This window comes from Stenotrophomonas sp. OVS01A (genome assembly GCF_019969775.1).
GTDB lineage: Bacteria > Pseudomonadota > Gammaproteobacteria > Xanthomonadales > Xanthomonadaceae > Stenotrophomonas > Stenotrophomonas indicatrix.
Genome location: NZ_JAHXYV010000004.1, coordinates 242,581 through 264,369, shown reverse-complemented (window position 1 = coordinate 264,369; position 21,789 = coordinate 242,581). Strand labels below are relative to the sequence as shown.

The 21,789-nt window shown below is 65.9% G+C and carries 21 protein-coding genes and 1 riboswitch; of the genes, 12 read left to right on the top strand and 9 right to left on the bottom strand.

Features of this window, described 5'->3' with window-relative positions; translation table 11 throughout:
- Positions 1–49: 49 nt before the first annotated feature.
- Positions 50–451 (top strand): c-type cytochrome, encoded by a 402-nt coding sequence (locus LC407_RS15910; RefSeq protein WP_033832730.1) that lies wholly within the window; start codon positions 50–52, stop codon positions 449–451.
- Here LC407_RS15910 and LC407_RS15905 read toward each other — a convergent pair.
- A complete protein-coding gene (locus LC407_RS15905; protein ID WP_223483181.1) occupies positions 445–4,053 on the bottom strand; it encodes a transporter substrate-binding domain-containing protein in 3,609 nt (1,202 codons plus the stop codon). The genes LC407_RS15910 and LC407_RS15905 overlap by 7 nt on opposite strands.
- 75 nt (positions 4,054–4,128) lie before the next feature.
- On the opposite strand from LC407_RS15905, the gene LC407_RS15900 reads away from it, so the two are divergent.
- The 7 genes from LC407_RS15900 (at position 4,129) to pnuC (ending at position 13,026) form a co-directional block, all read left to right on the top strand.
- The gene (locus tag LC407_RS15900) at positions 4,129–4,767 is read left to right on the top strand and encodes a response regulator transcription factor (protein ID WP_025875871.1); all 639 of its coding nucleotides are present in this window, start codon (positions 4,129–4,131) and stop codon (positions 4,765–4,767) included.
- A 204-nt stretch (positions 4,768–4,971) separates the two neighbouring features.
- Positions 4,972–5,907, top strand: a complete 936-nt coding sequence (locus LC407_RS15895) for a hypothetical protein (protein ID WP_189487045.1) — start codon at positions 4,972–4,974, stop codon at positions 5,905–5,907.
- A gap of 107 nt (positions 5,908–6,014) precedes the next feature.
- A complete protein-coding gene (locus LC407_RS15890; protein ID WP_223483180.1) occupies positions 6,015–8,042 on the top strand; it encodes a peptidoglycan-binding protein in 2,028 nt (675 codons plus the stop codon).
- Between the two features lie 248 nt (positions 8,043–8,290).
- A complete protein-coding gene (locus LC407_RS15885) occupies positions 8,291–8,689 on the top strand; it encodes a glycine zipper 2TM domain-containing protein (RefSeq protein ID WP_025875877.1) in 399 nt (132 codons plus the stop codon).
- A gap of 129 nt (positions 8,690–8,818) precedes the next feature.
- The gene (locus tag LC407_RS15880; RefSeq protein ID WP_223483179.1) at positions 8,819–9,946 is read left to right on the top strand and encodes a phosphotransferase; all 1,128 of its coding nucleotides are present in this window, start codon (positions 8,819–8,821) and stop codon (positions 9,944–9,946) included.
- Between the two features lie 155 nt (positions 9,947–10,101).
- A riboswitch (TPP riboswitch) is annotated at positions 10,102–10,197 on the top strand.
- A gap of 70 nt (positions 10,198–10,267) precedes the next feature.
- On the top strand, positions 10,268–12,445 hold the full coding sequence (locus LC407_RS15875) for a TonB-dependent siderophore receptor (protein ID WP_080150307.1): 2,178 nt from the start codon (positions 10,268–10,270) through the stop codon (positions 12,443–12,445).
- Positions 12,442–13,026: a nicotinamide riboside transporter PnuC gene (pnuC, locus tag LC407_RS15870; RefSeq protein ID WP_025875884.1), complete on the top strand. Its 585-nt coding sequence runs from the start codon at positions 12,442–12,444 to the stop codon at positions 13,024–13,026. The genes LC407_RS15875 and pnuC overlap by 4 nt, the downstream gene beginning before the upstream one ends.
- 108 nt (positions 13,027–13,134) lie before the next feature.
- Here pnuC and LC407_RS15865 read toward each other — a convergent pair whose 3' ends face one another.
- The 7 genes from LC407_RS15865 to LC407_RS15835 all read right to left on the bottom strand — a co-directional run bounded on the left by LC407_RS15865 (position 13,135) and on the right by LC407_RS15835 (position 17,313).
- Positions 13,135–13,551, bottom strand: a complete 417-nt coding sequence (locus tag LC407_RS15865) for a TonB C-terminal domain-containing protein (protein ID WP_032978314.1) — start codon at positions 13,549–13,551, stop codon at positions 13,135–13,137.
- A 160-nt stretch (positions 13,552–13,711) separates the two neighbouring features.
- Positions 13,712–14,686 (bottom strand): Dyp-type peroxidase, encoded by a 975-nt coding sequence (locus LC407_RS15860; RefSeq protein WP_223483178.1) that lies wholly within the window; start codon positions 14,684–14,686, stop codon positions 13,712–13,714.
- A 105-nt stretch (positions 14,687–14,791) separates the two neighbouring features.
- Positions 14,792–15,061, bottom strand: a complete 270-nt coding sequence (locus LC407_RS15855; protein WP_223483177.1) for a hypothetical protein — start codon at positions 15,059–15,061, stop codon at positions 14,792–14,794.
- 7 nt (positions 15,062–15,068) lie between these two features.
- Positions 15,069–15,395: a hypothetical protein gene (locus LC407_RS15850; RefSeq protein WP_223483176.1), complete on the bottom strand. Its 327-nt coding sequence runs from the start codon at positions 15,393–15,395 to the stop codon at positions 15,069–15,071.
- 24 nt (positions 15,396–15,419) lie between these two features.
- Positions 15,420–15,788 carry a VOC family protein gene (locus LC407_RS15845; protein ID WP_025875894.1) on the bottom strand — a complete coding sequence of 123 codons (369 nt, stop codon included), beginning with the start codon at positions 15,786–15,788 and terminating at the stop codon, positions 15,420–15,422.
- Between the two features lie 69 nt (positions 15,789–15,857).
- Positions 15,858–16,625 (bottom strand): helix-turn-helix domain-containing protein, encoded by a 768-nt coding sequence (locus LC407_RS15840; RefSeq protein WP_223483175.1) that lies wholly within the window; start codon positions 16,623–16,625, stop codon positions 15,858–15,860.
- Positions 16,626–16,740: 115 nt separating this feature from the next.
- Positions 16,741–17,313 (bottom strand): Ax21 family protein, encoded by a 573-nt coding sequence (locus LC407_RS15835; RefSeq protein WP_025875896.1) that lies wholly within the window; start codon positions 17,311–17,313, stop codon positions 16,741–16,743.
- A gap of 341 nt (positions 17,314–17,654) precedes the next feature.
- On the opposite strand from LC407_RS15835, the gene LC407_RS15830 reads away from it, so the two are divergent.
- The 4 genes from LC407_RS15830 (at position 17,655) to LC407_RS15815 (ending at position 20,424) form a co-directional block, all read left to right on the top strand.
- A complete protein-coding gene (locus tag LC407_RS15830; RefSeq protein WP_218788352.1) occupies positions 17,655–18,245 on the top strand; it encodes a hypothetical protein in 591 nt (196 codons plus the stop codon).
- Between the two features lie 33 nt (positions 18,246–18,278).
- Positions 18,279–18,872, top strand: a complete 594-nt coding sequence (locus LC407_RS15825; RefSeq protein WP_218788350.1) for a hypothetical protein — start codon at positions 18,279–18,281, stop codon at positions 18,870–18,872.
- Positions 18,873–19,299: 427 nt separating this feature from the next.
- On the top strand, positions 19,300–19,569 hold the full coding sequence (locus LC407_RS15820; protein ID WP_025875897.1) for a hypothetical protein: 270 nt from the start codon (positions 19,300–19,302) through the stop codon (positions 19,567–19,569).
- A gap of 156 nt (positions 19,570–19,725) precedes the next feature.
- The gene (locus LC407_RS15815) at positions 19,726–20,424 is read left to right on the top strand and encodes a hypothetical protein (protein ID WP_032978312.1); all 699 of its coding nucleotides are present in this window, start codon (positions 19,726–19,728) and stop codon (positions 20,422–20,424) included.
- A 39-nt stretch (positions 20,425–20,463) separates the two neighbouring features.
- On the opposite strand, the gene LC407_RS15810 is transcribed toward LC407_RS15815, so the two are convergent.
- Complete coding sequence (locus LC407_RS15810) at positions 20,464–21,660, bottom strand: HAMP domain-containing sensor histidine kinase (RefSeq protein ID WP_223483174.1); 1,197 nt, start codon at positions 21,658–21,660, stop codon at positions 20,464–20,466.
- Positions 21,661–21,789 lie beyond the last annotated feature (129 nt).

The window sequence follows — 21,789 nt, the reverse complement described above, 5'->3', positions numbered from 1 at the left end:
ACGGCCGGTCGCAGCCCCACGGCGCGTGCGCCCGTTATCCTGCTCGCCCATGCGTGCCCTTCGTCTGCTTCCCGCTGTTGCCACGATCCTGGTCGCCAGTGCGTGCCAGCGCCCGCCCGCTGCGCCCAGCACGCCCGAACAAGCGCGCCAGCAGGCGATGCAGCGCGCGTTCGAACTGTGCGCGGGCTGCCATACCGTCAATGCCGGCGGCATCCACCGCTTCGGTCCCAACCTGCATGGGGTGATCGGCCGTCGTGCGGGCAGCCTGCCCGACTACGGATACTCGCAGGGCATGCGCCGCGCCGACTTCGTGTGGAGTGCGCAGACCCTGGACACCTTCCTGCAGTCGCCCACCCATCTGGTACCCGGCACGCGCATGTACAACGCCTTCCCGAGCGCCGAGCGTCGCGCGCTGGTGATCGCTTACCTGCAGGAGCACGCGGCTCAGTGAGCCAGGCGCTGCAGCTGGTGCTGCAGATGCGCCACGAACTGCCCGGCGTCGGCAACCGCCGATGCGACCTCTGCATCGCCCGCGGCCTGCAACCGTTCCACCAGCGCGTTGGCGCGATCGGCCAGGCCGCGTGCACCCACCGCCCCCAGCGCACCGGCCTGCCGATGCAGGTGCAGCGCGGCCGTCACCCGGTCGCCTTCGTGCAGCGCGCGCTGCAGGGCCGCGATGTCCTCGTTGCTGGCCTTGACCAGGCTGTCGTGCAGCTGCCGGGCGATCTCGCGCGAACCGAAGCGCCGTTGCAGGGTCGCCAGGTCGGGTAGCCCCTCGTCGCCCTCGGGCTCATCGTCGCTGTCCACCGCGGCCTGGTCATCTTCAGCACCCTCGGCGCGCGGCAACCAGCGCAGCAGTGCCTGCCGCAGCGTCGCCAGCGACAACGGCTTGGCCAGCACGTCGTCCATGCCGGCTTCGCGGCAGCGGCGTGCGTCATCGTCAAGCACGCTGGCGGTCAGCGCCAGCACCGGCATGCGCGGCTGGCCGTTGCGCCCCTCGCGCTCGCGCAGCAGGCGGGTGAAACCAAATCCATCCAGCACCGGCATGCGGCAGTCGGTGATGACCAGATCGAAGGATTCCTCCGCCAGCCGGTCCAGTGCCTGCTGCCCGTCATCAACCAGCACATGCGGCACGCCCAGCTGCTGCAGGCGCCAGGCCATCATCGCCTGGTTGGTGGGATGGTCTTCGATGATCATCACCCGTGCCTGGCGCAGATCTGGCGGCAGCAGGGCGATCTGCTGGTGCTCGGCCTGCAGCGCGATCACATCCTCGCTGCGCGCTTCCACCAGCGACAGCAGCACGTCAACCCGCGTTCCTTCGCCCAGCGTGCTTTCCAGCTTCAGTTCGCCGTCCATCTTCTGCACCAGGCGCCGGCAGATGCTCAGGCCCAGCCCGGTGCCCCCATGGTCGCGCTGGATGTACGCACCGGCCTGGGTGAAGGGTTCGAACAGGGTCGGCAGCTGCTCCGGCGCGATGCCGATGCCGGTGTCGGTGACGCTCAGGCGCAGCGGCTGGCTGCCATCCTCGGCAGTAGGCCCCAACACTTCCAGCTGCAGCCGCACCGAGCCCTTCACGGTGAACTTGATGGCATTGCTGAGCAGGTTGAACACGATCTGGCGCAGGCGCACGCCGTCCACCTCATGGGCCTGTGCCAGCTGTTCGTCGATGTCCAGCTGCAGGTCCAGGCCACGCGCCGTGGCCTGCGGCAACAACAGTCGATGCACCCCCTCCAGCAGTGGCCGCACCGGCAGCGGCACCGGCTCCAGGCGCAGCGCACCCGCTTCCATCCGCGAATAGTCGAGGATGTCGTCCAGGATCTGCCGCAGCATCTGCGCCGAGTCTTCGATCACGCCGAGGATGCGTTGCTGTTCGGCGTCCAGCGGCGAATGCGCCAGCACTTCCAGCATGCCCAGCACACCGCTCATCGGTGTGCGGATTTCATGGCTCATGGTGGCCAGGAAGCGCGATTTCGCTGCTGCAGCCTGCTCGGCTTCGACCATCGCCGCGGCCAGCGCGTCGGCCTGCGCGCGCGCCTGGCTCACGTCCACCCAGTAACCACTCCAGGTTACTGCGCCTGCTTCGGTTGAATACGGGTGCGCCTGGCTGCGCACCCAGCAGGGCGCGCTTCCGTCGCGGTGGATACGGAACTCGAAGGACAGCGGGGCGAAATTGCGCGCCGCCCGTTCCATCGCACGCAGCACCTTTTCGCGGTCGTCGGCATCGATGCATGCCAGCAGCGCCTGCCCGTCCGACTCCGCCTGCTGCCGGCTGATGCCGAACATCGACTGCACATCGCCGGCAATGAAGGGGAAGCTCAGGGTGCCGTCCGCTTCGCGGCGGGCCTGGTAGACGATGGCAGGCAGGTTGTCGGTCACCTCGGCCAGGCGCTGCTCCAGCTCGCGACGGCCAGCCACTTCGCGGCGCAACCGCCAGTGCCCCAGCCCATGCATTGCCACAGCAGTGGTCAGCACCAGCAGCAGGGGAAGGCCCCAGCGCAGCAGGGTGCGCCAGTCCACTCCATCGCGGTATTCCACCGACAACCAATCGCCGCGCAGGGCCTCGCGCCGGCGCGGCCCCATCTGCAGCAGCAGGCGGTCGAAGGTGGTGGCCAATGCCGCATGGCGACGCTCCACCGCCAGCGCCAGCTGGTCGTTGAACCCGGCTGGCGCGGCCAGTTGCAGGCGCCCCGGGAAGCGGTTGCGCAGCAGCTGGTCGACCAGCGCCAGGTTGCCCACGTAGGCATCGGCCTCGCCATCTGCCAGGCGTTGCAGGGCCTGCTCGGCGCTGCGCGCGGCGACGATCTTCACCGACGGTGCCTGATGCTGCACGTAGCCACGGATGCGCTCGGGATCGGACAACAGCACGCGCTTGCCGTCCAGGTCCGACAAACCCAGCATCGACGGACTGTCAGTGCGGGTGACAATCACATTGGGAACGGTGATGAAGGGCTGGCTGAACACCCATTCCGGCCCGAGATAGTTCGAATCGGCAGGAATGCCGATCACCGCCTGCAGTTCTCCGCGACGCGCCTTCTCGCGCACCTCATACCAGTCATGGCTGTTTTCAACCTGCAGGTTGGCGCCGGCCTGCAGCAGGCGCTGCAGGTATTCGTTGGTCAGGCCACTGGGCTTGCCAGTCCTGTCGGCAAACGACAGCGGCGCGGCGTTGGGCGCAAAGCCGATCTTCAAGGGTTGCTGCAGCACGCGTTTCTCGGCCTGGCTCAATGCCAGCTGCGCCGACGCCGACCACTGCGGCGGTGGCAGCCAGCGCTGCGCGAGGGCGTCACGCTGCGCTTCGCTGACGGCGGCAAGCGCCAGGTCCAGTGCTTCGGACAACGGCTGTTTGCTGTTGGGCACACCGAAATGCAACTGCTCCGGGGGCAGATCGCTGGGCCGCAGCAACGCCACACCCTTCAACCCGTTGGCGGCGATCAGTTCCGTCGCCACGTAGGCATTGCCGATGAAAATGTCGGCTTTGTCGTCTCTGACCATACGCAAGGCCGTCAGCGTGTTGTCTGCGACAAGTTGTCGTGCCCTTGGGAACCGCGCACGCACCTGCGGTCCGGTCATGAAGTCCTGCTCGACCACAACGCGCAGGCCATCCAGATCAGGTGCCTCCGAAGCACGCAGGTCCTGAGGACGTCCGACCATGGCCAGCGGTGCTTCGGCATAGGCGGCGGTATAGACCATGCAACGGGTACGCTCGGCGCTGAGCGCGATGTTCATCACCACGTCGATTTCGCCGCGACATGCCGCATCCAGCACGGAGGGCCAGTCCGCAAAACGGCGCGTCTCCACCTTCAGGCCAAGCTGCCGGGCCGAAAGCGTCAGGTAGTCCGGGCCGAGGCCCACCTGCTTCCCGTCCTGGATCGACTCAAAAGGAGGCCAGCCACTGTCATACTGTCCAACAACGACAACAGGATGTGCGGCCAGGTACTCGCGCTGCAGGGGGCTGAGCGGCAACGGGCCCGGCGTGGACGCAGGCTGGGCCAGCGCCGGCAGCGCCAGCAGGGTCGTCAACAGGATCAGTCCACGAGCCGCCCAGCTGCGCATCTGCAACGATCTCCTGGAAGTCCTGCCAGGAACCGCGACGGTCGCGGTCCGGCGTGCCGGTGGCCATACTAGAGCATGACCTTGCGCATCATCATCGCAGACGATCACCCCGTGGTCCGCATCGGTACCCGCGCCGTCATCGAATCCAGCGGCGTTGGCCGAGTCGTTGGCGAGGCCGACAACGCCCAGGCGCTGATGACCCTGCTGACGACCCAGCCCTGCGACCTGCTGGTCACCGACTACTCGATGCCTGGCAGCCCGCAGGCCGATGGCTTCGCCATGATCGGCATGATCCGCCGCCGTCATCCCGACCTGCCGGTGCTCATGCTCAGCGTCTCCAACAACCTGGCGATCCTGCGCATGGTGCTCGACAGCGGCGTGCTCGGCCTGGTCGACAAGAGTTCGTCGATGGATGAACTGCCGCAGGCGATCCAGGCGGTCTATCGCGGCCAGTCCTACATCAGCCGCAGCCTGCGCGAGCGGGTGGAGGAAGCCGGCAGCTGGCGCATGCGCGAGGGTGACGGCAAGCCGTTGTCGCCGCGCGAAGTGGAGGTGCTGCGGCTGCTCGGCACCGGCATGACGGTCAAGGAAATCTCGCTGCAGCTGCACAAGAGCGTCAGCACCATCAGCCGCCAGAAGGGTGACGCCATGCTCAAGCTCGGGCTGAAAGGCGACGCGGAGCTGTTCGACTACCTGCGCGACGGCAGGATCTGAGACACCGTTCGCAGTTCTCTGGCGGGAGGCTCCTCCCTGCCCCCTGTGATCGCCGTCGCATCTGTGCCATCATCCGCGTCGATGGGTTTTCCTATGCGAGGTCGAAGGAATCGACCGGCTCATCACGACGTTCCCCCTCATCGAGGGCGGGGCGTGTTCTGCGTTGGCCTTCCTGCCCGACGCCCGCAAACCATGGAGAGGTGCATGAAGATCCTTCCGGAATCCCGCTTGGCCCGTGTCCGCCCACGCCTGTGTGCGACGTTCGCCGGCCTGCTCGTTGCGCTGCTTGCCAGTGCCTGCACCCCCTCGCCTTCGACCGCGTCACCACAGGGCGCCACCGCGCCACGACAGGATGTTGCCCCGATGCAGAGCTCCGCCACACCCGCCACCAAGGCCACCGCCACGCCCCCCGATGCCGGCAGCGTGCTGTATTTCATCTACGACGTCGACGGCGATGGCGCCGTTTCGTATGAAGTAGCCAATGGCAGTGTCGCCACCTTCTGGTTCGGCCATGCCTTCGAACTGGCCGGCACCCGCTATTACACCGGCTTTGCCTGGAACACACCGCAGAAGTACGGCAAGCCCGGCGAAGACGAAGCCGGTCCGGACAGCCAGGTCACCCTGACCGAGGCCACCTTCACCCTGACCGGCGACAAGCCGGATCGTCCCTGGGTGTTCAAGGGCGCCGAACCGTGGATCGGTACCGTCGGCGCCTATGGCACCGCGCCGGACATCGACAGCAAGCGCAAGCCGCTGGAATACCGCACTCCGGCCGGCAAGCTGGTGCTGGCGGTGCCGACCAGCACCTTCGCTACCGGTACCAGCATCGAAAGCTACACCGTGCTGGTATTCAACCCGGACTACGAGAAGTCCGAAGACGGCCAGGTCTGGGCCAGCGCGGGCACGGTAATCACCGGCGAAGACAATTCAGCCGCCTGCGACGAGGGCCAGGTGATGCCGTGCGTCAGCAACCGGGGCGCACTGGCCTTCAGCGCCGTCGCCGGCAGCGACCTGCCCACCATCACCGTCACCGCCACCGGCACCACCATTTCCGGCCCGGGACAGACCCGTGCGCTGGGTGCGGCCGACGCGCGCCAGTACCACTACGACGCCGCCCGCAAGGCCTACGTCGAAAAGTAAGACGCACCACCCCGCAGCACCTGTTGACCGACATGTTGAAGACTCACGGATGAGTCCGGTTGGCGTATCGCGGCAAAGGCCGCTCCATCAACCCCAGAGGAAGTGTCATGGCACAACGTGACTACAGCAAAAAGGAAGTTCTCGACATCATCGAGCAGGTTGCACAGCGCAAGGGCATCGCCAGCGAGGACTTCCTGCGCTTTGCCCACATCGAGACCGGTGGCCGCTTCAACGAGCGCGCGCACAACGACAAGACCGATGCCAAGGGCCTGTTCCAGTTCCTGCCGTCGTCGGCCAGGCAGTACGGCCTGACCGGCCACGAGTACGACCCGACCCGCAACACCGAAGCGGCAGCGGAGATGTTCAAGCGCAACCTGGTGGACATGGAAAAGCGCCATGACCGCACCGGCCATCCCTACCTGTCCGGTGATGACAAGCCGAGCGGCCTTGACCTGTATCTGGCACACCAGCAGGGTGCGGCCGGCTACGGTTCGATCCAGACCGCGATCGCCACCGGCACGTTCGGCGTGGTGCGCGACGGCCACGGCGATCCGATCGACATGCGCCCGCGCATCATGGGCCAGATCGGCGGTGACGTAGAAGCGCTGACCGGGCATACGCGCGCCGAGATGCGCACGATGAATGATCGCGACCTGGCCAGCACCTTCGCCCAGTACTACGACCGCAAGTACGACGCGATCAGCATCCCGGAAAAGAACATCGCGCCGATCACCGAGGCCCAGGCGCGTCCGGCGCCGGTGCAGGCCGTACCGACGCAGACCGTGACCCCCGCCGCGCAGGCCGCCGTCGCCGCCGGTGCCGCAGCCATCGGCGCCACCGCCACGGCTGCTGCCGCCAAGCCCGATGCACCCGGCATTTCGCTGGATGCGGCCTACAACGCCGGCGTGAAGTACGACAACGTCAAGTACGCGATCAACATCGAATCCAGCCAGTACTACCGTGGCAAGGGTGTCACCGGCAAGAACGTCGAGCAAGGCTACATCGACTGCTCCGGCTGGGTCGGCACGATGCTCAACAAGACCCAGGATGAGATCAACCAGAAGGCCGGCCATGCGGTGTTCGCCGACGCCGACAAGATCAAGCTGGGCTTCGCCGGCTCCGGCGGTATCGTGCATGACGCCTACAAGGACTCCGGCGTGCTGCTCAAGCGCGACGACATCCTCAAGCCGGGTGCGCTGAAGGAAGGCATGGTGATCGGCCTGGATACGGCCAAGACCAAGCACGAGCACTGGAACGGCATCGACCACATCGTGATGGTGGTGCGAGACCCGAACACCGACAAGCTGCTGATCAGCCAGTCCACCGGCAAGCTGGGCGTGCATACCATGCCGGTGGAGGATTACCTCAAGCAGGTAAAGGACCACCCCAACTGGAAGCTGTTCGCCTCCGATCCGCTGCACCAGGCACGCGACCTTCTGGAAAACCGCAGCCAGGCGCATGAGCAGGCGCAGGCCAAGGGCGCCGCCGAGCCGAAGCCGTCCCCGCAGGAAAAGCCGCAGGCCAGCAACGAAGTACATAAGCAGGGTGCGCACGGCGAGGATGTGCGCAGGGCGCAGGAACAGCTGGGCCACCTGGGGTATGTGGGTGCCGACGGCAAGCCGCTGGTCGAGGATGGGAAGTTCGGTCGCAACACCGAGGCTGCCGTGCGCCAGCTGCAGAAGGACAACGGTCTGGCAGTGGACGGCATCATCGGCCCGAAGACGCTGGATGCGATCAAGGACGCGCGCGAGCGCCCGCTGCTCAATGACGAGCGCCATCCGCAGAACCCGATGTACAACCAGGCCGTGAAGGGCATGGAAGGCCTGCCGGCAGGCACCTTCAAGGACCGCCATGCACTGGAGGCCGCCGCCGCTGCACTGACCAAGGAAGCGCAGGCCAGCGGCATGCAGCGCATCGATTCGGTGGTGCCCAGCACCAACGGCGAGCGCATGTTTGCCGTACAGGGCACCGCCGGTGACCCGGCTGCCTGCCGCGCGGCGGTGGACACCCGTGCGGCCAGCGAGCAGAGCATGGCACTCAGCAGTGGTGCGGTGCACGGTGCACCGAATGTCCTGCAGCAGCAGGACGCCCAGCAGGAGCAGGTGAAGCAGGCCCAGCGCGCCATGGGCCACTGAGCCCGGCCAGGCAGGGGAAACCAGGGGAAGGGCCGCGTACTGCGGCCCTTTTCCTTTCTGGCAGCTGAGCGGCCGCCGCGCTTTCAGCCTCGCTTCATGCCGCCTGACGCTAGATGAATGCGCAAGCTGCACGGGGATCGCGCGCAATGTTCCGGCAATGTCCGGGCACCAGCGTGGTCCCTACGGCAGCCGGGGCGCCCAGCGCCCTCTCTGCCCACCGTGGCATGCACCTCACAGGAGAACCCAACATGCTCAGCACTTCCGCACTCAGCTTCCGTGGTCTGGCGATGGCCCTGGCACTTCTTGCCGGCGTGGCCGTGGTCAGTGATGCCAGCGCGATGTCGAGGAAGGACAAGCGCACCGTGGTCGGTGCCGTCGTCGGCGGCGTGGCGGGTCACCTGATCTCCAACGGCGACCCGGCTGCCACCGTCGGCGGCGCGGTTGCCGGCGGCGCCATCGGCAACCTGACCACCTCCGACCGCCATGATCGACGCTACGACGGGCGCTATGACCGTCGCTACGATCGCCGTTATGACCGGGGCTACAACCGCGGCTATGGCTACGACCGCCGCGATGACCGTCGCTGGCAGCGCGAGCGCCATGACAACCGCTACTACCACGACCGCGGCCGTCATCGCGGCTGGTAAGCACGCCGGCCACAGGCCGCACGTGGCGTCCCTGACGGGCGGGTCGATGACCCGCCCGTTTGCGTCTGTGGCGTCCATGGCGTTGAATGCGCAGCCTTGGATGTTCCTCTACTCACCAGCGGCCGTGGCATGACTTCTTCCCCCCATCGCGTGCAGGGCCTCAACAACGACGAGGTCGTCGCCGACTGGCCGGCGATCGACGCGCAGGAGATCACCTGGCTGCGTGGCCACTTTCCGCAGCTGGGCGCGGACAGCACGCTGCGCTGGCACAGCCCGCGCCCGTTGTCGGCCGCGGCCATCGTCGACGGCACCGGCGGTCCGGTCTTCATCAAGCGCCACCACCACAGTGTGCGCAGCGCTGGAAGCCTGGAAGAAGAACACCGTTTCATCGCGCATCTGGCAACTGCCGGCATGCCGGTGGTGCAGGTGCTGGCCAGCAACGACGGCCGCACCGCACGCGAACACGGCCAGTGGACCTACGAACTGCATGCGGTGGGCGCCGGCAAGGACCTGTATCGCGAGCTGCCGTCATGGTCACCACTGACCGACATTGCCCAGGCCCACCAGGCAGGGCGCGTGCTGGCCACGCTGCACCGCGCGGCCGCCAGCTACCACGCCCCGCAGCGCAGTACCCATCTGCTAGTGGCACGCGATGACCTGATCCGCGCCGATGACCCGATCGCCGCGCTGAAGGCCGACCTCGGCAACCGCCCCGGGTTGGCCCGCTACCTGGCGCGCATTCCCTGGGAAGAACAGCTGCGCCGCGATGTGCTGCCGTGGCACCACGGCCTGGCCGCGCGCCTGCAGGACGAACCGCGGCTGTGGGCGCACAACGACTGGCACGTCTCCAACCTGCTGTGGAACGACGACGGCACGATTGCCACGGTGCTCGATTTCGGCCTGGCCTCGCCCACCAGCGCGCTGTTCGACCTGGCCACCGCGATCGAACGCAACGCGGTGGCCTGGCTGCAACTGGAGCGCGGCACCGATGCTGTTCGCATCGACATCGCCTTGGCCCTGCTGGACGGCTATCGGCAGGAACTGCCGCTGTCGCCCACGCGCGTGCACCTGCTGGCGGACCTGCTGCCGATGGTGCATTTCGACTTCGCTCTGTCCGAAGTGGAGTATTTCGAGGGCGTCACCGGATCGACCGCGAACGCCGATGTGGCCTGGCAGCCGTTCATGCTCGGGCATCCGGCGTGGTTCGCCACGGCCCCCGGCCAGGCCCTGCTGGCGGCCCTGCACGCCGCCGCGTGAGCCGCGAGCCAGCAAACACGCGGGGTACTCAGTAGATCGACGCCATGCGTCGATGATGCGCTCGGCCGGGGTCAGATCCCTTTCCGTTGGAAAGGGATCTGACCCCGGCTGAAGGGCGGTAGCTCGCAAATCCGTACCATTTGTAGTGAAATGGTCACCTGAAGCGGGGGTGCCTGGATCTGCCAGGCTGAGAGAGTCCCTTGGAACCTGATCCGGTTTGCACCGGCGTAGGGAGCTTTGAGCCGCAGCCACACCCCCGTCATGGGCCGGTGCACCTGCGCGCCGTCGCTTCGTCTCCCTTGTTGTCTGAAGACGAATCGAATGAACCGCTGCCTGCGCCCCACCCTGCTCGCCCTCGCCCTGTGCGCCGCCCTGCCGCTGTACGCCAGCGAGGCAGGCACCGACGCTGCTGATGCGCCCTCCTCACCCACCGAACTGGCGGCGGTGCGCGTGCAGGCCGGCAAACCGAAGGCCGACACCTCGCGCGTCAACGCCTTCGGCGGCGGCTCGTGGAAGGACACCCCCGCCTCGGTGAACGTGCTGGAGCGCGACTACCTCGACCGCCGCCAGGTGCGTTCGCTGTCCGAGCTGGCCAGCAATGATGCCTCGCTGGGCGATGCCTATGCGCCGGTGGGCTACTACCAGAACATCGCCATCCGCGGCTTCGCGCTGGATGCGGCCACCGGCTACCGCTTCAACGGCATGTCCATCGCCGGCGAGCAGCGCCTGGCACTGGAGAACATCCAGGAAGTACAGATCCTCAAGGGCGAAGCCGGCCTGGCGGCTGGCGTGATGGCGCCCGGCGGCATCATCAACTACGTGGGCAAGCGCCCGGCGGAAGTGCGCACGGTCACCCTGGGCACCGATTCGGAAGGCTCGCGCTATGCCGCCGTGGATGTCGGCCACTGGCTGACCCCGCGCTTCGGCGTGCGTCTGAACGCGGCCTGGGATGCCAGTGATTCCTACGTCGAGCATGCCGACGGTCGGCGCAACTTCTATTCGCTGGCCACCGACTGGCTGATCGGCGAACACGGCAAGCTGGAAGTGGATGCCAACTACCAGACCAGCGCGCAGCGCTCGGTGTCCGGCTTCCAGCTGCTGGGCGCGCGCGACCTGCCGCGCGGCGTCGACCGCGAACGCCTGCTCGGCTACCAGCCGTGGCAGCGGCCGGTGGACATTGCCAGCACCAACATCACCGCGCTGCACACCTATGACTTCAACGATGCGTGGCAGTCGCGCGTCTCGTTCGGCCACAGCCGCTCGGTGATCGATGACAACGTCGCCTTCGCCTACGGCTGCTACTACACCGCAGGGTGCGCAGACGGCAGCGTGCCGGGCAACTACTTCGCCCCCAACGGCGACTACGACATCTACGACTACCGCAGCCCGGATGACACCCGCCGCAACCAGCAGGCCCGTGCCGAACTGCGCGGCAGTTTCGAGACCGGCAGCGTCGGCCACCAGCTGAGCATCGGCGCCGACTACTTCCGCCGCACCATCGACAAGCGCCCGAGCGTCAACGAGTACGTCGGCACCAGCAACATCCACGACGTGCAGGTGCCGGTGTTCGAGCCCTCGCCGAAGATGCCGGGTGCATCGGCACGGCGCCTGGACAGCCGGCAGACCGCGTTCTTCGCGCTGGACCGGATGAGCTTCGGCGATGACTGGCAGTGGCTGGCCGGCGGCCGCTTCGTGCGCCTGGACGAGCGCGCCTACGACAAGCGCGGCACGCCGCAGCGCCACAGCCGCCTCTCGCGCTTCCTGCCGCAGACCGCGCTGGTGTGGAAAGCCACCGACCAGCTCAACGCCTACGCCAGCTACGTGCGCGGCATTTCGCTGGGCCAGGAAGCACCGTTCTGGACGTCCAACGCCGATACCTTCCTGCCGTCGATGCAGTCGCGGCAGCTGGAAGTGGGCGTGAAGTACGTGCCAGTGGACGCCCTCACCCTGGGCGCGGCCGTGTTCCGCACCTCCCAGCCCTACCAGTACGCAAAGCCCGACGGCAGCGACGTCGGCTACACCTTCGTCGAAGAAGGCCAGCAGACCCATACCGGCCTGGAACTGACCGCCAACGGCCAGCTGACCGACGCGCTGCAGATCGTCGCCAGCGCCAGCGTGCTGCAGGCGCGCGCACGCGACACCGGCACCCCAGCCTATGAAGGCCATCAGCTGGTGAACGTGCCCAAGGTGCGCGCCAGCGTGCACCTGGCCTACGCGCTGCCGTTCGTTGAAGGCCTGGATGTGACGGGTGGCTGGCGCTATGCCTCCTCCAACGTGGCCCGCGCCGACGGCGGTGTGCGCGCACCGGACTACTCGGTGTTCGACGCCGGCCTGCGCTTCCAGCACCGCCTGCACGACCGTGCGGTCAGCTGGAACCTGTCGGTGGACAACCTGTTCAACCGCTTCTACTGGCGCGACACCGGCAGCAGCGGCGGTGACTACTACCTGTTCCCGGGTGCGCCGCGGCAGGCGCGCCTGTCGGTGACGTTCGCGCTGTGAGCGGCGTCGCGCTCGAGTGGACTGCCGCGCTCTTCAGCATCCTCGGGGTGTGGCTGATGGCAAAGCGACGGCTGGCCGCGTGGCCGGTCGGCCTGCTGTCGGTCGCGCTGTACGGCGCGGTGTTCGCCGAAGCCAAGCTGTACTCGGACACGCTGCTGCAGGTCGCCTTTGGTGGTTTCCTGGTCTACGGCTGGATCAACTGGCGCCAGCACGCCGCCGATGAAGGCAGCATCCGCATCGTGCCGCTGGCGCGCGGCAAGCTGCTGCGCGACCTGGCCATCGGCCTGTGTGGCGGCGTGGCGCTTGGCGCCGGCATGCACACCTTCACCGATGCAGCGTTGCCGTGGCTGGACGCGATGCTGACCGCACTGAGCCTGGTCGGGCAATGGTGGCAGGCCCGCCGGCACACCGCCTGCTGGTGGGTGTGGATCGTGGTGGACGTGGTCTACGTGGGCGCCTATCTGTTCAAATCGCTGCACGTGACTGCTGCGTTGTACGTGTTCTTCCTGGGCCTGGCATTGTTCGGGCTGCGGGCGTGGCGCGCCGCCGCGCGCGAGCCGCAGGCAGTACCTGCGCAGTAGAGTCACGCCATGCGTGGCTGCGTTTGGTAGATGCCGACCTTGGTCGGCAGGTGAGCGCCAACCAAGGTTGGCGTCTACCGATGCCCGGCATCCACGCATGGCGTGGATCTACTGGGTAAGGGTCAGCCCCAATCGCAGTGGCTGGCGCATGTCCTTCGGCGGCGCCGCCGGCAACGGCGTGGCCTGCAGCGCCGCACGCAGATCGGCATCGACCTGTGCATCACCCAGGCTGTCGAATTCCAGTTTCGAGATAGCGCCATCGCCGGCGATCCACACGCTCACCACCAACGGCGCCGGCGCATCGGGGTGTTCCTGCAGCCAGGCCAGCAGGCGCTGCGCGTGCGGATCCTGCTCCTGCTGCAGACGCTGCTGCAACTCGCCGCTGACGGAGGCGGCATAGGCCATCCAATGCGCAGGCGCGTCCTGTGCGGACACGCTGGCGCTCCCCAGCGCCAACAGGCCCAGCAACCATGCCAACGGGCGCCAGCCACGGCGCGAGGTGCGCTTGTTTCCTGCGGAAGCCATCACCCACGTCTCCACGTCCATCCCAACGCGTCATGGTCGGCGCCGTAGATGACAGGCAGATGGCGGCGCAGTAGAGCCACGCCATGCGTGGCTGTTCCGGGCAACCGGTTGATCCATCCACGCATGGCGTGGATCTACCTGGCTGCCCCACCCGGCGTGATCAGTCGCCCAGGTCGGCCAGCACCTTGCGCGAGGGCGCAAAGAAGGTGACGCCGGTGGTCGCGGTGGAGAAATCGAGAATGCGGTCGTGCAGCGGCGCCGGATTGCCGATGAACATCCGCTCCAGCATCTTCTCGATCACCCACAGCCGACGCGTGTAGCCGATGAAGTAGGTGCCGTACTCGCCGCGCCCCGGATTGGCGAAGGGCATGTTGTCGCGCAGGATCTCGTGCTCGCCGTCGGCATCCTCGATGGTGCACAGCGTCTTGTGCGACTTCTGCGCGTCGGCCGGTGCGTCGTCCAGCTCGATGTTGTCGTGCTTGGTGCGTCCGATGATCGCCTCCTGCGCCTCGGTCTTCTGCGCACGCCAGGCATCGAGGTTGTGCAGGTACTTCTGCACCACCACGTAGCTGCCACCGGCATGGTCGGGATCCTCGTCGCCGACGATGGTCGCCTCCGGAAGTGACAGGCCTTCGGGGTTGGCCGTGCCGTCGACGAAATCGAGCAGGTCGCGGCCGTCGAAGTAGCGGAAACCGGCCACGTCATCCACCGCGTCCACCGCATCGCCGAAGGCCATCATCAGGTTGCGCTCGAAGGCCACGATCAGATCCATCGTGCGTGCACGGATGTGGTACAGCAGGTCGCCCGGCGTGGAGACTGCCGTGTGGGTCGCACCCTTCACTTCCTGGAACGGCTTCAACTCGCGCGGCGGCGTACTGCCCACCAGCGGCGCCCACACGCGGTGGCCGATGGCCACGTTGCAGGTGAAGGTGCGCTCGATCTCGCGGACGGCGGTGTTCTTGATCAGGTCATCGGTGCTGGCCAGCACCTCGCGCACTTTCGCCAGCGACGCCGCATCGTCCTTCACCGTCAGCACCAGGAACGCGGCCGAATGGGTCAGCGGCGCGGTGATCTGCTGCGGCTCGTTGTCGAGCGTGTGGTTGAGGGCGGTGATGGGTGCGGGCTGGGCGTTCACGATGGTTCCTGCTGGCTTGAGGCGGGCACATCGCCTGCGGCAATGTGCGGGCGATCATAGCGGAACGACCTTGCCGGCGACGGAGCGGTTCTCAGTTCGCGGTGGTCAGCCGGCCGCCGCCAGCCACTCATCGGCAAGCACATGGGCCTGCAGCCCGCTGTCGGTGATCGAGTGCTGCGGCTGCTGTAACCACCACTCTCCGTGCCACTGCGGCCGCATGTGTCCGCGCAGGAACCGCTCGACACGAAAGCGCTGCCCGACACGAAGGATGCAGGCCAGCCGCATGCGGTCCTGCGAGACCACCGACGCCTGCAGCTGCCAGCCGTCCGCAGCATCGCGCAGCAGATTCGCTCCAGCGATCTCGATCACATCCATGCTGTGGCTACACCGTGGTCACGGTGAACTGCTGCGGCGTGCGCCACGCAACCCGCAGGTAGGGTCCCTCCAGGGCACCACGATCGCGAAGATGCTCGAACACGTCGGCCGGACACCACTCCCTGCCCGCCGAGAAGGCCACGCCGAGATCACGCAGGCGGAGGAAGACGGCGGCCTTGGCTGCATCGTCGGGGACCGGCAGGGTGAGGGTGTCTTCTTCGCCAGCGGTGAATCCCAGCGTCTGCAGCGAGGCCCGCGAGCGGCCATTGAACAGCATCACCTTGATGCAGTTGCCGTCGGCCTGCCTCACATAGGCATCGATGTGCGTTTCCATTGGCGGATTGTAGAGGCAGACGGATCAGCTGGCGTCGCTCCACACCGCCAGCACGTAGCCGTCCAGATCGCGGAAATGGAAGCGACGGCCGCCGGGAAAGGCAAACACGGCCTGCACGATCTCGCCGCCCGCTGCGAGGATGCGCTGCTGCGCGTCGGCAAGGTCCACGCAGTACACGATGACCAGCGCGCCGCCTGAGGGCGTCACTGCCTCGTCGGCGACAAATCCACCTTTGAGGCGGCCGTCATCGAACTCGGTATAGGCCGGGCCGTAGTCGGTGAAGGACCAGCCGAAGACCTGCCCATAGAACTGCTTGCTGCGGGCGATGTCGGCGACGTTGAATTCGATGTTGTCGATGCGGCGTTCGGCAGCGGTGGTGTCTGCGTGGCTCATGGTGCGGCTCCGTGGTTGGAGCGCCCAGCATCGGTCAGGGTCGGGCCCGGGTCTTGAACGAAACGGCCATCAACGTCCCCACTGCTGGCGCAGCGCGCTTGCCGTCAGGCCGGCAAGCTCGCGGGCGTCGCGGCTGAGGTGGGCCTGGTCGGCATAGCCCGCCTCCACAGCCAGCATCGCCAGACTGTGCGCGGGTTGGGTCTGGCTGCAGCGCAGGAACCGCTGCAGACGCAGGATCCGCTCCAGCGACTTTGCCCCGTAACCGAACTGTGTCTGGCTGAAGCGACGCAGGGTGCGCGGGCTCATGGCCAGTTGTGCGGCGAGTGCGTCGATGCTGGCATCGCCTCTGGCAGCGTGCGCGAACAGCGCATGCGCGCGGCGTGTGTGTTCGTCCAGCACGGCCGCCGGCATGTTCCGCTGCAGGCTGTCAGCCAGGCGCTGCAGGCGCTGGTCGGGCGCGGCGTCACCGATCCAGGCCGCAGCCTGAGTCGCCCAGCGGGTATTGAATTCGATCAGGGGCACGGCTTGGCCGACGATGCCGGACAAGTCGATGCCGAGCGCAGACGATGCCTGCCCAGGCCGGAACCGCGCGCCCAGCACCTGTGCCCCGGGGGCCAGTTGCGGGTGTGCGGCGGTACGGTCCGGTCCCACCACGAACAGCGCACCATCACGCCAGAGAATGTCCACGCATCCATCGGGCAGCACGGTGATGTTGCCACTGGCGTCAGCAGGCAACTGGCTCTGCCAGAGCTGGCCGAACTGGCCACGCAGCGGCGCAGGCGCCAGGTGTTCCTGGTAGGCCGAGCCGGTGCCAGCGGGAGTGGAGGGATCGCCCATGCCCCATTGTGGCAAAGCGATGCCGGAAAAAGAGAAGCCCGGCACGAGGCCGGGCTTCGCTGGCGTGTGGGAGAGAGATCACACGCCAGTTACACGCACTAACGACAGGCGTTTGTTACCAGCTGAAGCGCGGGCCCACGAACCACTCGCGGTCGCCGGCCTTGGCCAGCTTCACTTCGCCACTCAGGCCCCAGTTCTGGTTGAACTTGGCGGTGGCGCCGACACGGCCGTAGAACTCGCCGTCCGGGTTGATGCCGTGCTTCTTGCTGTAGTCCTCGTAACCGGCCAGCGCATAGCCTTCCAGGTACGGGTTGAACGCGGTGCGCACGCCCACTTCAGTGGAGTAGCCGTTGAAGTCCAGGCCGTGCTTCATGTCGAACTTCTGGTATGCAACACGAGCCACCAGGTCGGTGTTCGGTGCGATGCCGTAGTTGTAGCCGGCACCGATGCGCCACTGGTCGACATCGTTCTTGAAGGTGTCGGTTTCCTGCTTGCTGTAATCACCGAAGATGTGGAAGTTCGGATGCACGGCGACCGAGCCCTTCACGCCCCAGCCATCAGCGTCGCCGCCCTTGGCATCGGTGTTCACGTAGCCGCCTTCAACGTAGTTGTACGACAGGCCATCGGCAGCCGATGCGGCGAACGGCAGCGCGGCCAACAGACCCAGGGCAAGCAGCGAATTCTTGATCATCGGGATACACCTTTCATTATTTTGGTTTCGTCGAACGCCCCTCGGGAGGGGAGGGAGGAGAGGCGTTCGACAGGTGTGAATTATCCGTTTGTTGATGAAATCGGCCCTGAATATTGAACTGACCGGTACATGAATGAGGTTCCTGTTCAGGGAACTCTCGACACGTCATGTGGGCGAACACGCATTGTTGCGTCAGCGCAGAAGGGGAGGTCTCGTCGCCTTTCTGCTTTCCGATCTTCGGTTTGCTGCGGCACCAAGGCAGATTTACAAATTTTCCTATGGCGACTCATTCGTGCCCTCTCTACCATCCGCGGCCACTATCCGCCCTAGGAATGCGCGTGAGACCTTTCCTGCTCCAAAGCCTCATCTGTGTCGCCTGTCTTGCTCCTGCCGTGGCCGCTTCGCAGGGCCTCGTCGCCGAGCCAGCTGCGCCACCAGACGTTGCCTCGCCCAGGACGTACACGAAGGACGGGCTGAAGATGCAGGTGCCCGGGAACTGGACAGTCGTAGAAGACCATCCCAGTGACGGGGAAAACCATCGACGGGTGTTCATCGAAGCCGACAAGACCCGTTTCGAAGTGTTGACCCTCGATGTGGGGGTCGTTCTCATCCACACGAGCGAGGTCCTCTCGCTGCCGGATTGGGCCGCCCATTTGTACTCACTGGATGTGGGGGACAGCCAAAACTACGGACCGCCCAAGTATTCCGCCTACCAGCTGGCGCCAGGCGTGAAGGCTCATGCAACGCAGTTCCGGCACAAGCTCTTCGAAGACGACCAACCGTATGCCCGAAGCCTGCACGTGTTGGCCGTCAAGCGGTGCGGCGTGGAGTGGAACTGCTACGCCTCCACTTGGACGTTGGAGGCAAATCGCAACGCCGCGGAAGCGGGCATTCGAAAGATCTTGGAAACCGCCACGTTCGCGGACTGATTCGTGCTGCGCGCACGCCACCCAAGAGCTCATATGAAGCGTCCTTTGAACCACCTACTGCTTGCCATCGCGCTGATCCTGCCAACGGCTGCCGTGGCCTGCAGCCGCACGCCCGCGCCGCAGCCCGCGCCTCGTGCCGATGTTGCTTCGCCCAAGAGATACACGGTCGATGGGCTGAGGCTGGAGCTGCCTGGAAACTGGTCTGTGGCATGGGCCGGATTCGACGAAGAGACGGACAACCGCTACTTGCATGTCGAAGCCGACTTGAAGCGGCCTGGGCAGATCGAGCTTGAACTCAGGGTGGACGTTGCCTTCGTCGATCAGGCGGTCACGTTGTCGGAGTGGGCATCTGCGAAATATGGAGCGCAGCAGGACGTGGCGCCCTTGGAGACTCCCACGTATTCAGCATTCGAGCTTTCTCCTTCCATCCAGGCATATTCGACCCGGTTCCAGGACGACCGTTTCCCCGCAGGTCATCCGAAACGCGAACGGGTGCAACTGGTGGCCATCCGGGGCTGTGGTCGCGGTTGGTCCTGCTATGCGTCTACTACTACGGTCGAGGCCAATCGCGAAGCGGCTGAGGCAGGAATGCGCCTGATGCTGGAATCGATGACCTATACCCTTTGAGTTGGAATCGCGTTATCTGCCAGCTTGCGGCACCGCTTGACCGTGGTTCCCCGCGTGAGGATCTACAAGACCATGCAGTAGCCCACGAAATGCAGTCCGGGGTGCCTGATCGCTTCGTGCAGCTGATCGCTATGAGGCCTGCACGCACGAAACCGCGGTGCGCGCGTCGATGTTGTGCGCCACGCTCATCTGCGCCCATTGAGAGGAACAACATGAGTCGGCTTCAGGCTGATGAATTGGAGAGATTGAAGTGGCACAAGGGCATCAACCGATGCAGCAGAGCTCGCTTGTTCCCGCTTGTTAAGGATTGCTGATTGCGCGACCTTCACAGGCCATCCACGTCTTCCAACTGCAGCTGAAAGCACTTCGCAGCGGCGGGAACAAACGCCGCTATATTCCAGACTCCCCAGACGAAGGAGGGAGTGGAATGTTCCTGACCAAGCAGCAAATCAACGCGGCACGTGCCGTCACCGTAGCCATCGTTGCTACCGTAAGCCTCGGTGCTTGCGCCACCTACAAAGACGAATTTGCAACGATCAACTCGCGTCTCGACCAGCTCGACGTGAAGGTGCAGGGCGCGGCGCAGAGCGCCGAATCGGCCAACCAGTCTGCACAGCAGGCCAACCAGCGTCTGGATCAGATCGAAGGCCGCGTGCAGCAGCTCGAAAGGGTCCCCGGCCGCAAGCCGCGCGGGTAACCGCTCTCCCACCCACTTTGATGAACGCTTGAACCAGACACCAGTGGCCTTCACCGGCCACTGGTGTCTTTCAGCCTCTCGGTCGTCATCCGAAGGAGCCGTCCCATTCGTACGTACTCACTCCCTGCACACCGGGCCGTATCGGCCACGCTGGCCATCGCGCTGGCACTGGCAGGAACCGGCGCAGCCAGCGCCAGGAACGCCAAGGAAGCCAAGGACGCACCCACGGAAACGGCGACCGCCGCCGATGAACTTCCGCAGGGCCAGGAGGTGTCCGATACGGTGATTGAACTGGCCGGCTGGGTCGTGGCCAGCAAGGACAACCAGGGCTATCCGTTCGCGATCATGGACAAGGCGGCTGCGCAGGTCCTGGTCTTCGGCGGTGACGGCAAGCTGCGCGGCGCAGCGCCAGCGCTGTTTGGTTCGGCCATCGGCGATCACTCGGCACCCGGCGTCGCCAAGCTCGCACTGAGCGCGATTCCCGGCCACGACCGCACCACCCCGGCTGGTCGTTTCATTGGCGCCTATGGCCCGTCCGAGGACGCCGGACGCGTTCTGTGGGTGGACTACGATTCCGCCGTTTCAATGCACCCGCTTCCCCCGGGCACCCCGAAAGAGAAGCGCAGCGAACGACTGGCATCGGCCACGCCGGACGACAACCGTGTCACCCACGGCTGCATCAATGTCTCGCCCGGGTTCTACGAGCAGATCGTGCATCCCACGTTCGAGAAAGGCGGCGTGTTCTACGTGCTGCCGGACAAGGACTCGATCGAAGAAACGTTCCCGGAGTTCGCGCAGAGTCGCGCGGCTGCGAAGGACGTGGATGAAAAAGACGCGCGACACGCCCGCAAATGAAACCCGGTTGAAGGCTGCGGACGTGGTCGCGGCAGACCGCTACGGAAGCTCCAGCCTGGGCATCTTGAACGTGAACAAGGTGCCGGCGGCCGCACTGGACTCCACCTCCAACGTGCCGCCATGGGACCGCGCGATCTCCGACGCAATGTAGATGCCGAGGCCGAGACCCGGCCGCGGACGCTCACTCTTTTCACGTGAGAATGGGCTGAAAATCGCGTCCAACCTCGCTGATGGAATGTGTCCATCGTTGTGTACGTCGAGCGTGAGCATTTCCGGCTCGGAGTGGACGGTCAGCGTAATCGGGGACGAGCGCTCTCCGTGTACCGCTGCATTGGTGAGCAGGTTGGCCAGGAGCTGTGCCAATCTGCTCGGGTCGCAGACCACGTCGTCGTCTATCTTTATGTGGACCTTGATGTCCTGGCGGCCGGTGGCGATTGCCACCTCTTCCACAACCCGTTTCAGGTCTTCTTCCAGCGTGCTTGTCAGCTGCAGCGCGATGGGAATGCCGCCGCCCAGACGTCCCCTGGCGAAATCAAGCACGTCGTTGATCAGTCCGTCCATTCTGGCAACGCCGGAGGTGATGTGCGCGAGCATCCGTTGCTGGCGCTCAGTGCCCGCCTCACATGCCAGCGAATCTGCGGCGATGCTGATGGCCTGCAGCGGACTGCGCAGGTCATGACCCAGCACGGCAATGAACTGGTCGCGCAGGTCGGCGACACGATGCGCGTCGGAGAGCGCAGATTCCGCTCGCACAAGGCGATCTTCCTTGTCGAGGTAGCTTCCTACCAGGTCGGCCAGCAGCTCCATGGAGCGTTGGACGTGGGCTACGTCGAAGTTGGCCGGTGCCGAATCAATCGCGCAGAGCGTGCCGAAGAAGCTGCCGTCTGGCCGATGGATGGGAACGGACGCATAGCTCTCAAGCCCGTAGATCCGTGGCGTGTGATGCTGGGAGTAAATCGGGTGCACGCTTGCATGCGCAAATACAACTGACGTCGCCGACTGCCTGATCTCGTCACAGATGGTGGTCTCAAGCACCAGTTGGCCGCCAGGAACCAGCCCGAACCCCAGGGTGTCGAAGGTGGCGCACGCGGTCCAGGTTGTCTGGGTCACGCGGGCAATAGCCGTGAATCGTGAGCCCGTGATGTGGGCGACGGTCTCCAGGATTCGCGGCACGGCCTGGATTCGACCAATCTCGGCGATGTCGTCCAGCAGATTGGGGTCCGTCAGCTTCTGCATGGTCGCTCGTCCGGTGGGCACCGCATCATCCCATGGAACCGTTGTGTAGGTTGATGCGAGGGTGATTGCGGCCTTTTCAGGCTTGGTCGTGGCGGACACCCGGGCCCCCTGCGGGAGGTGAACGACCGA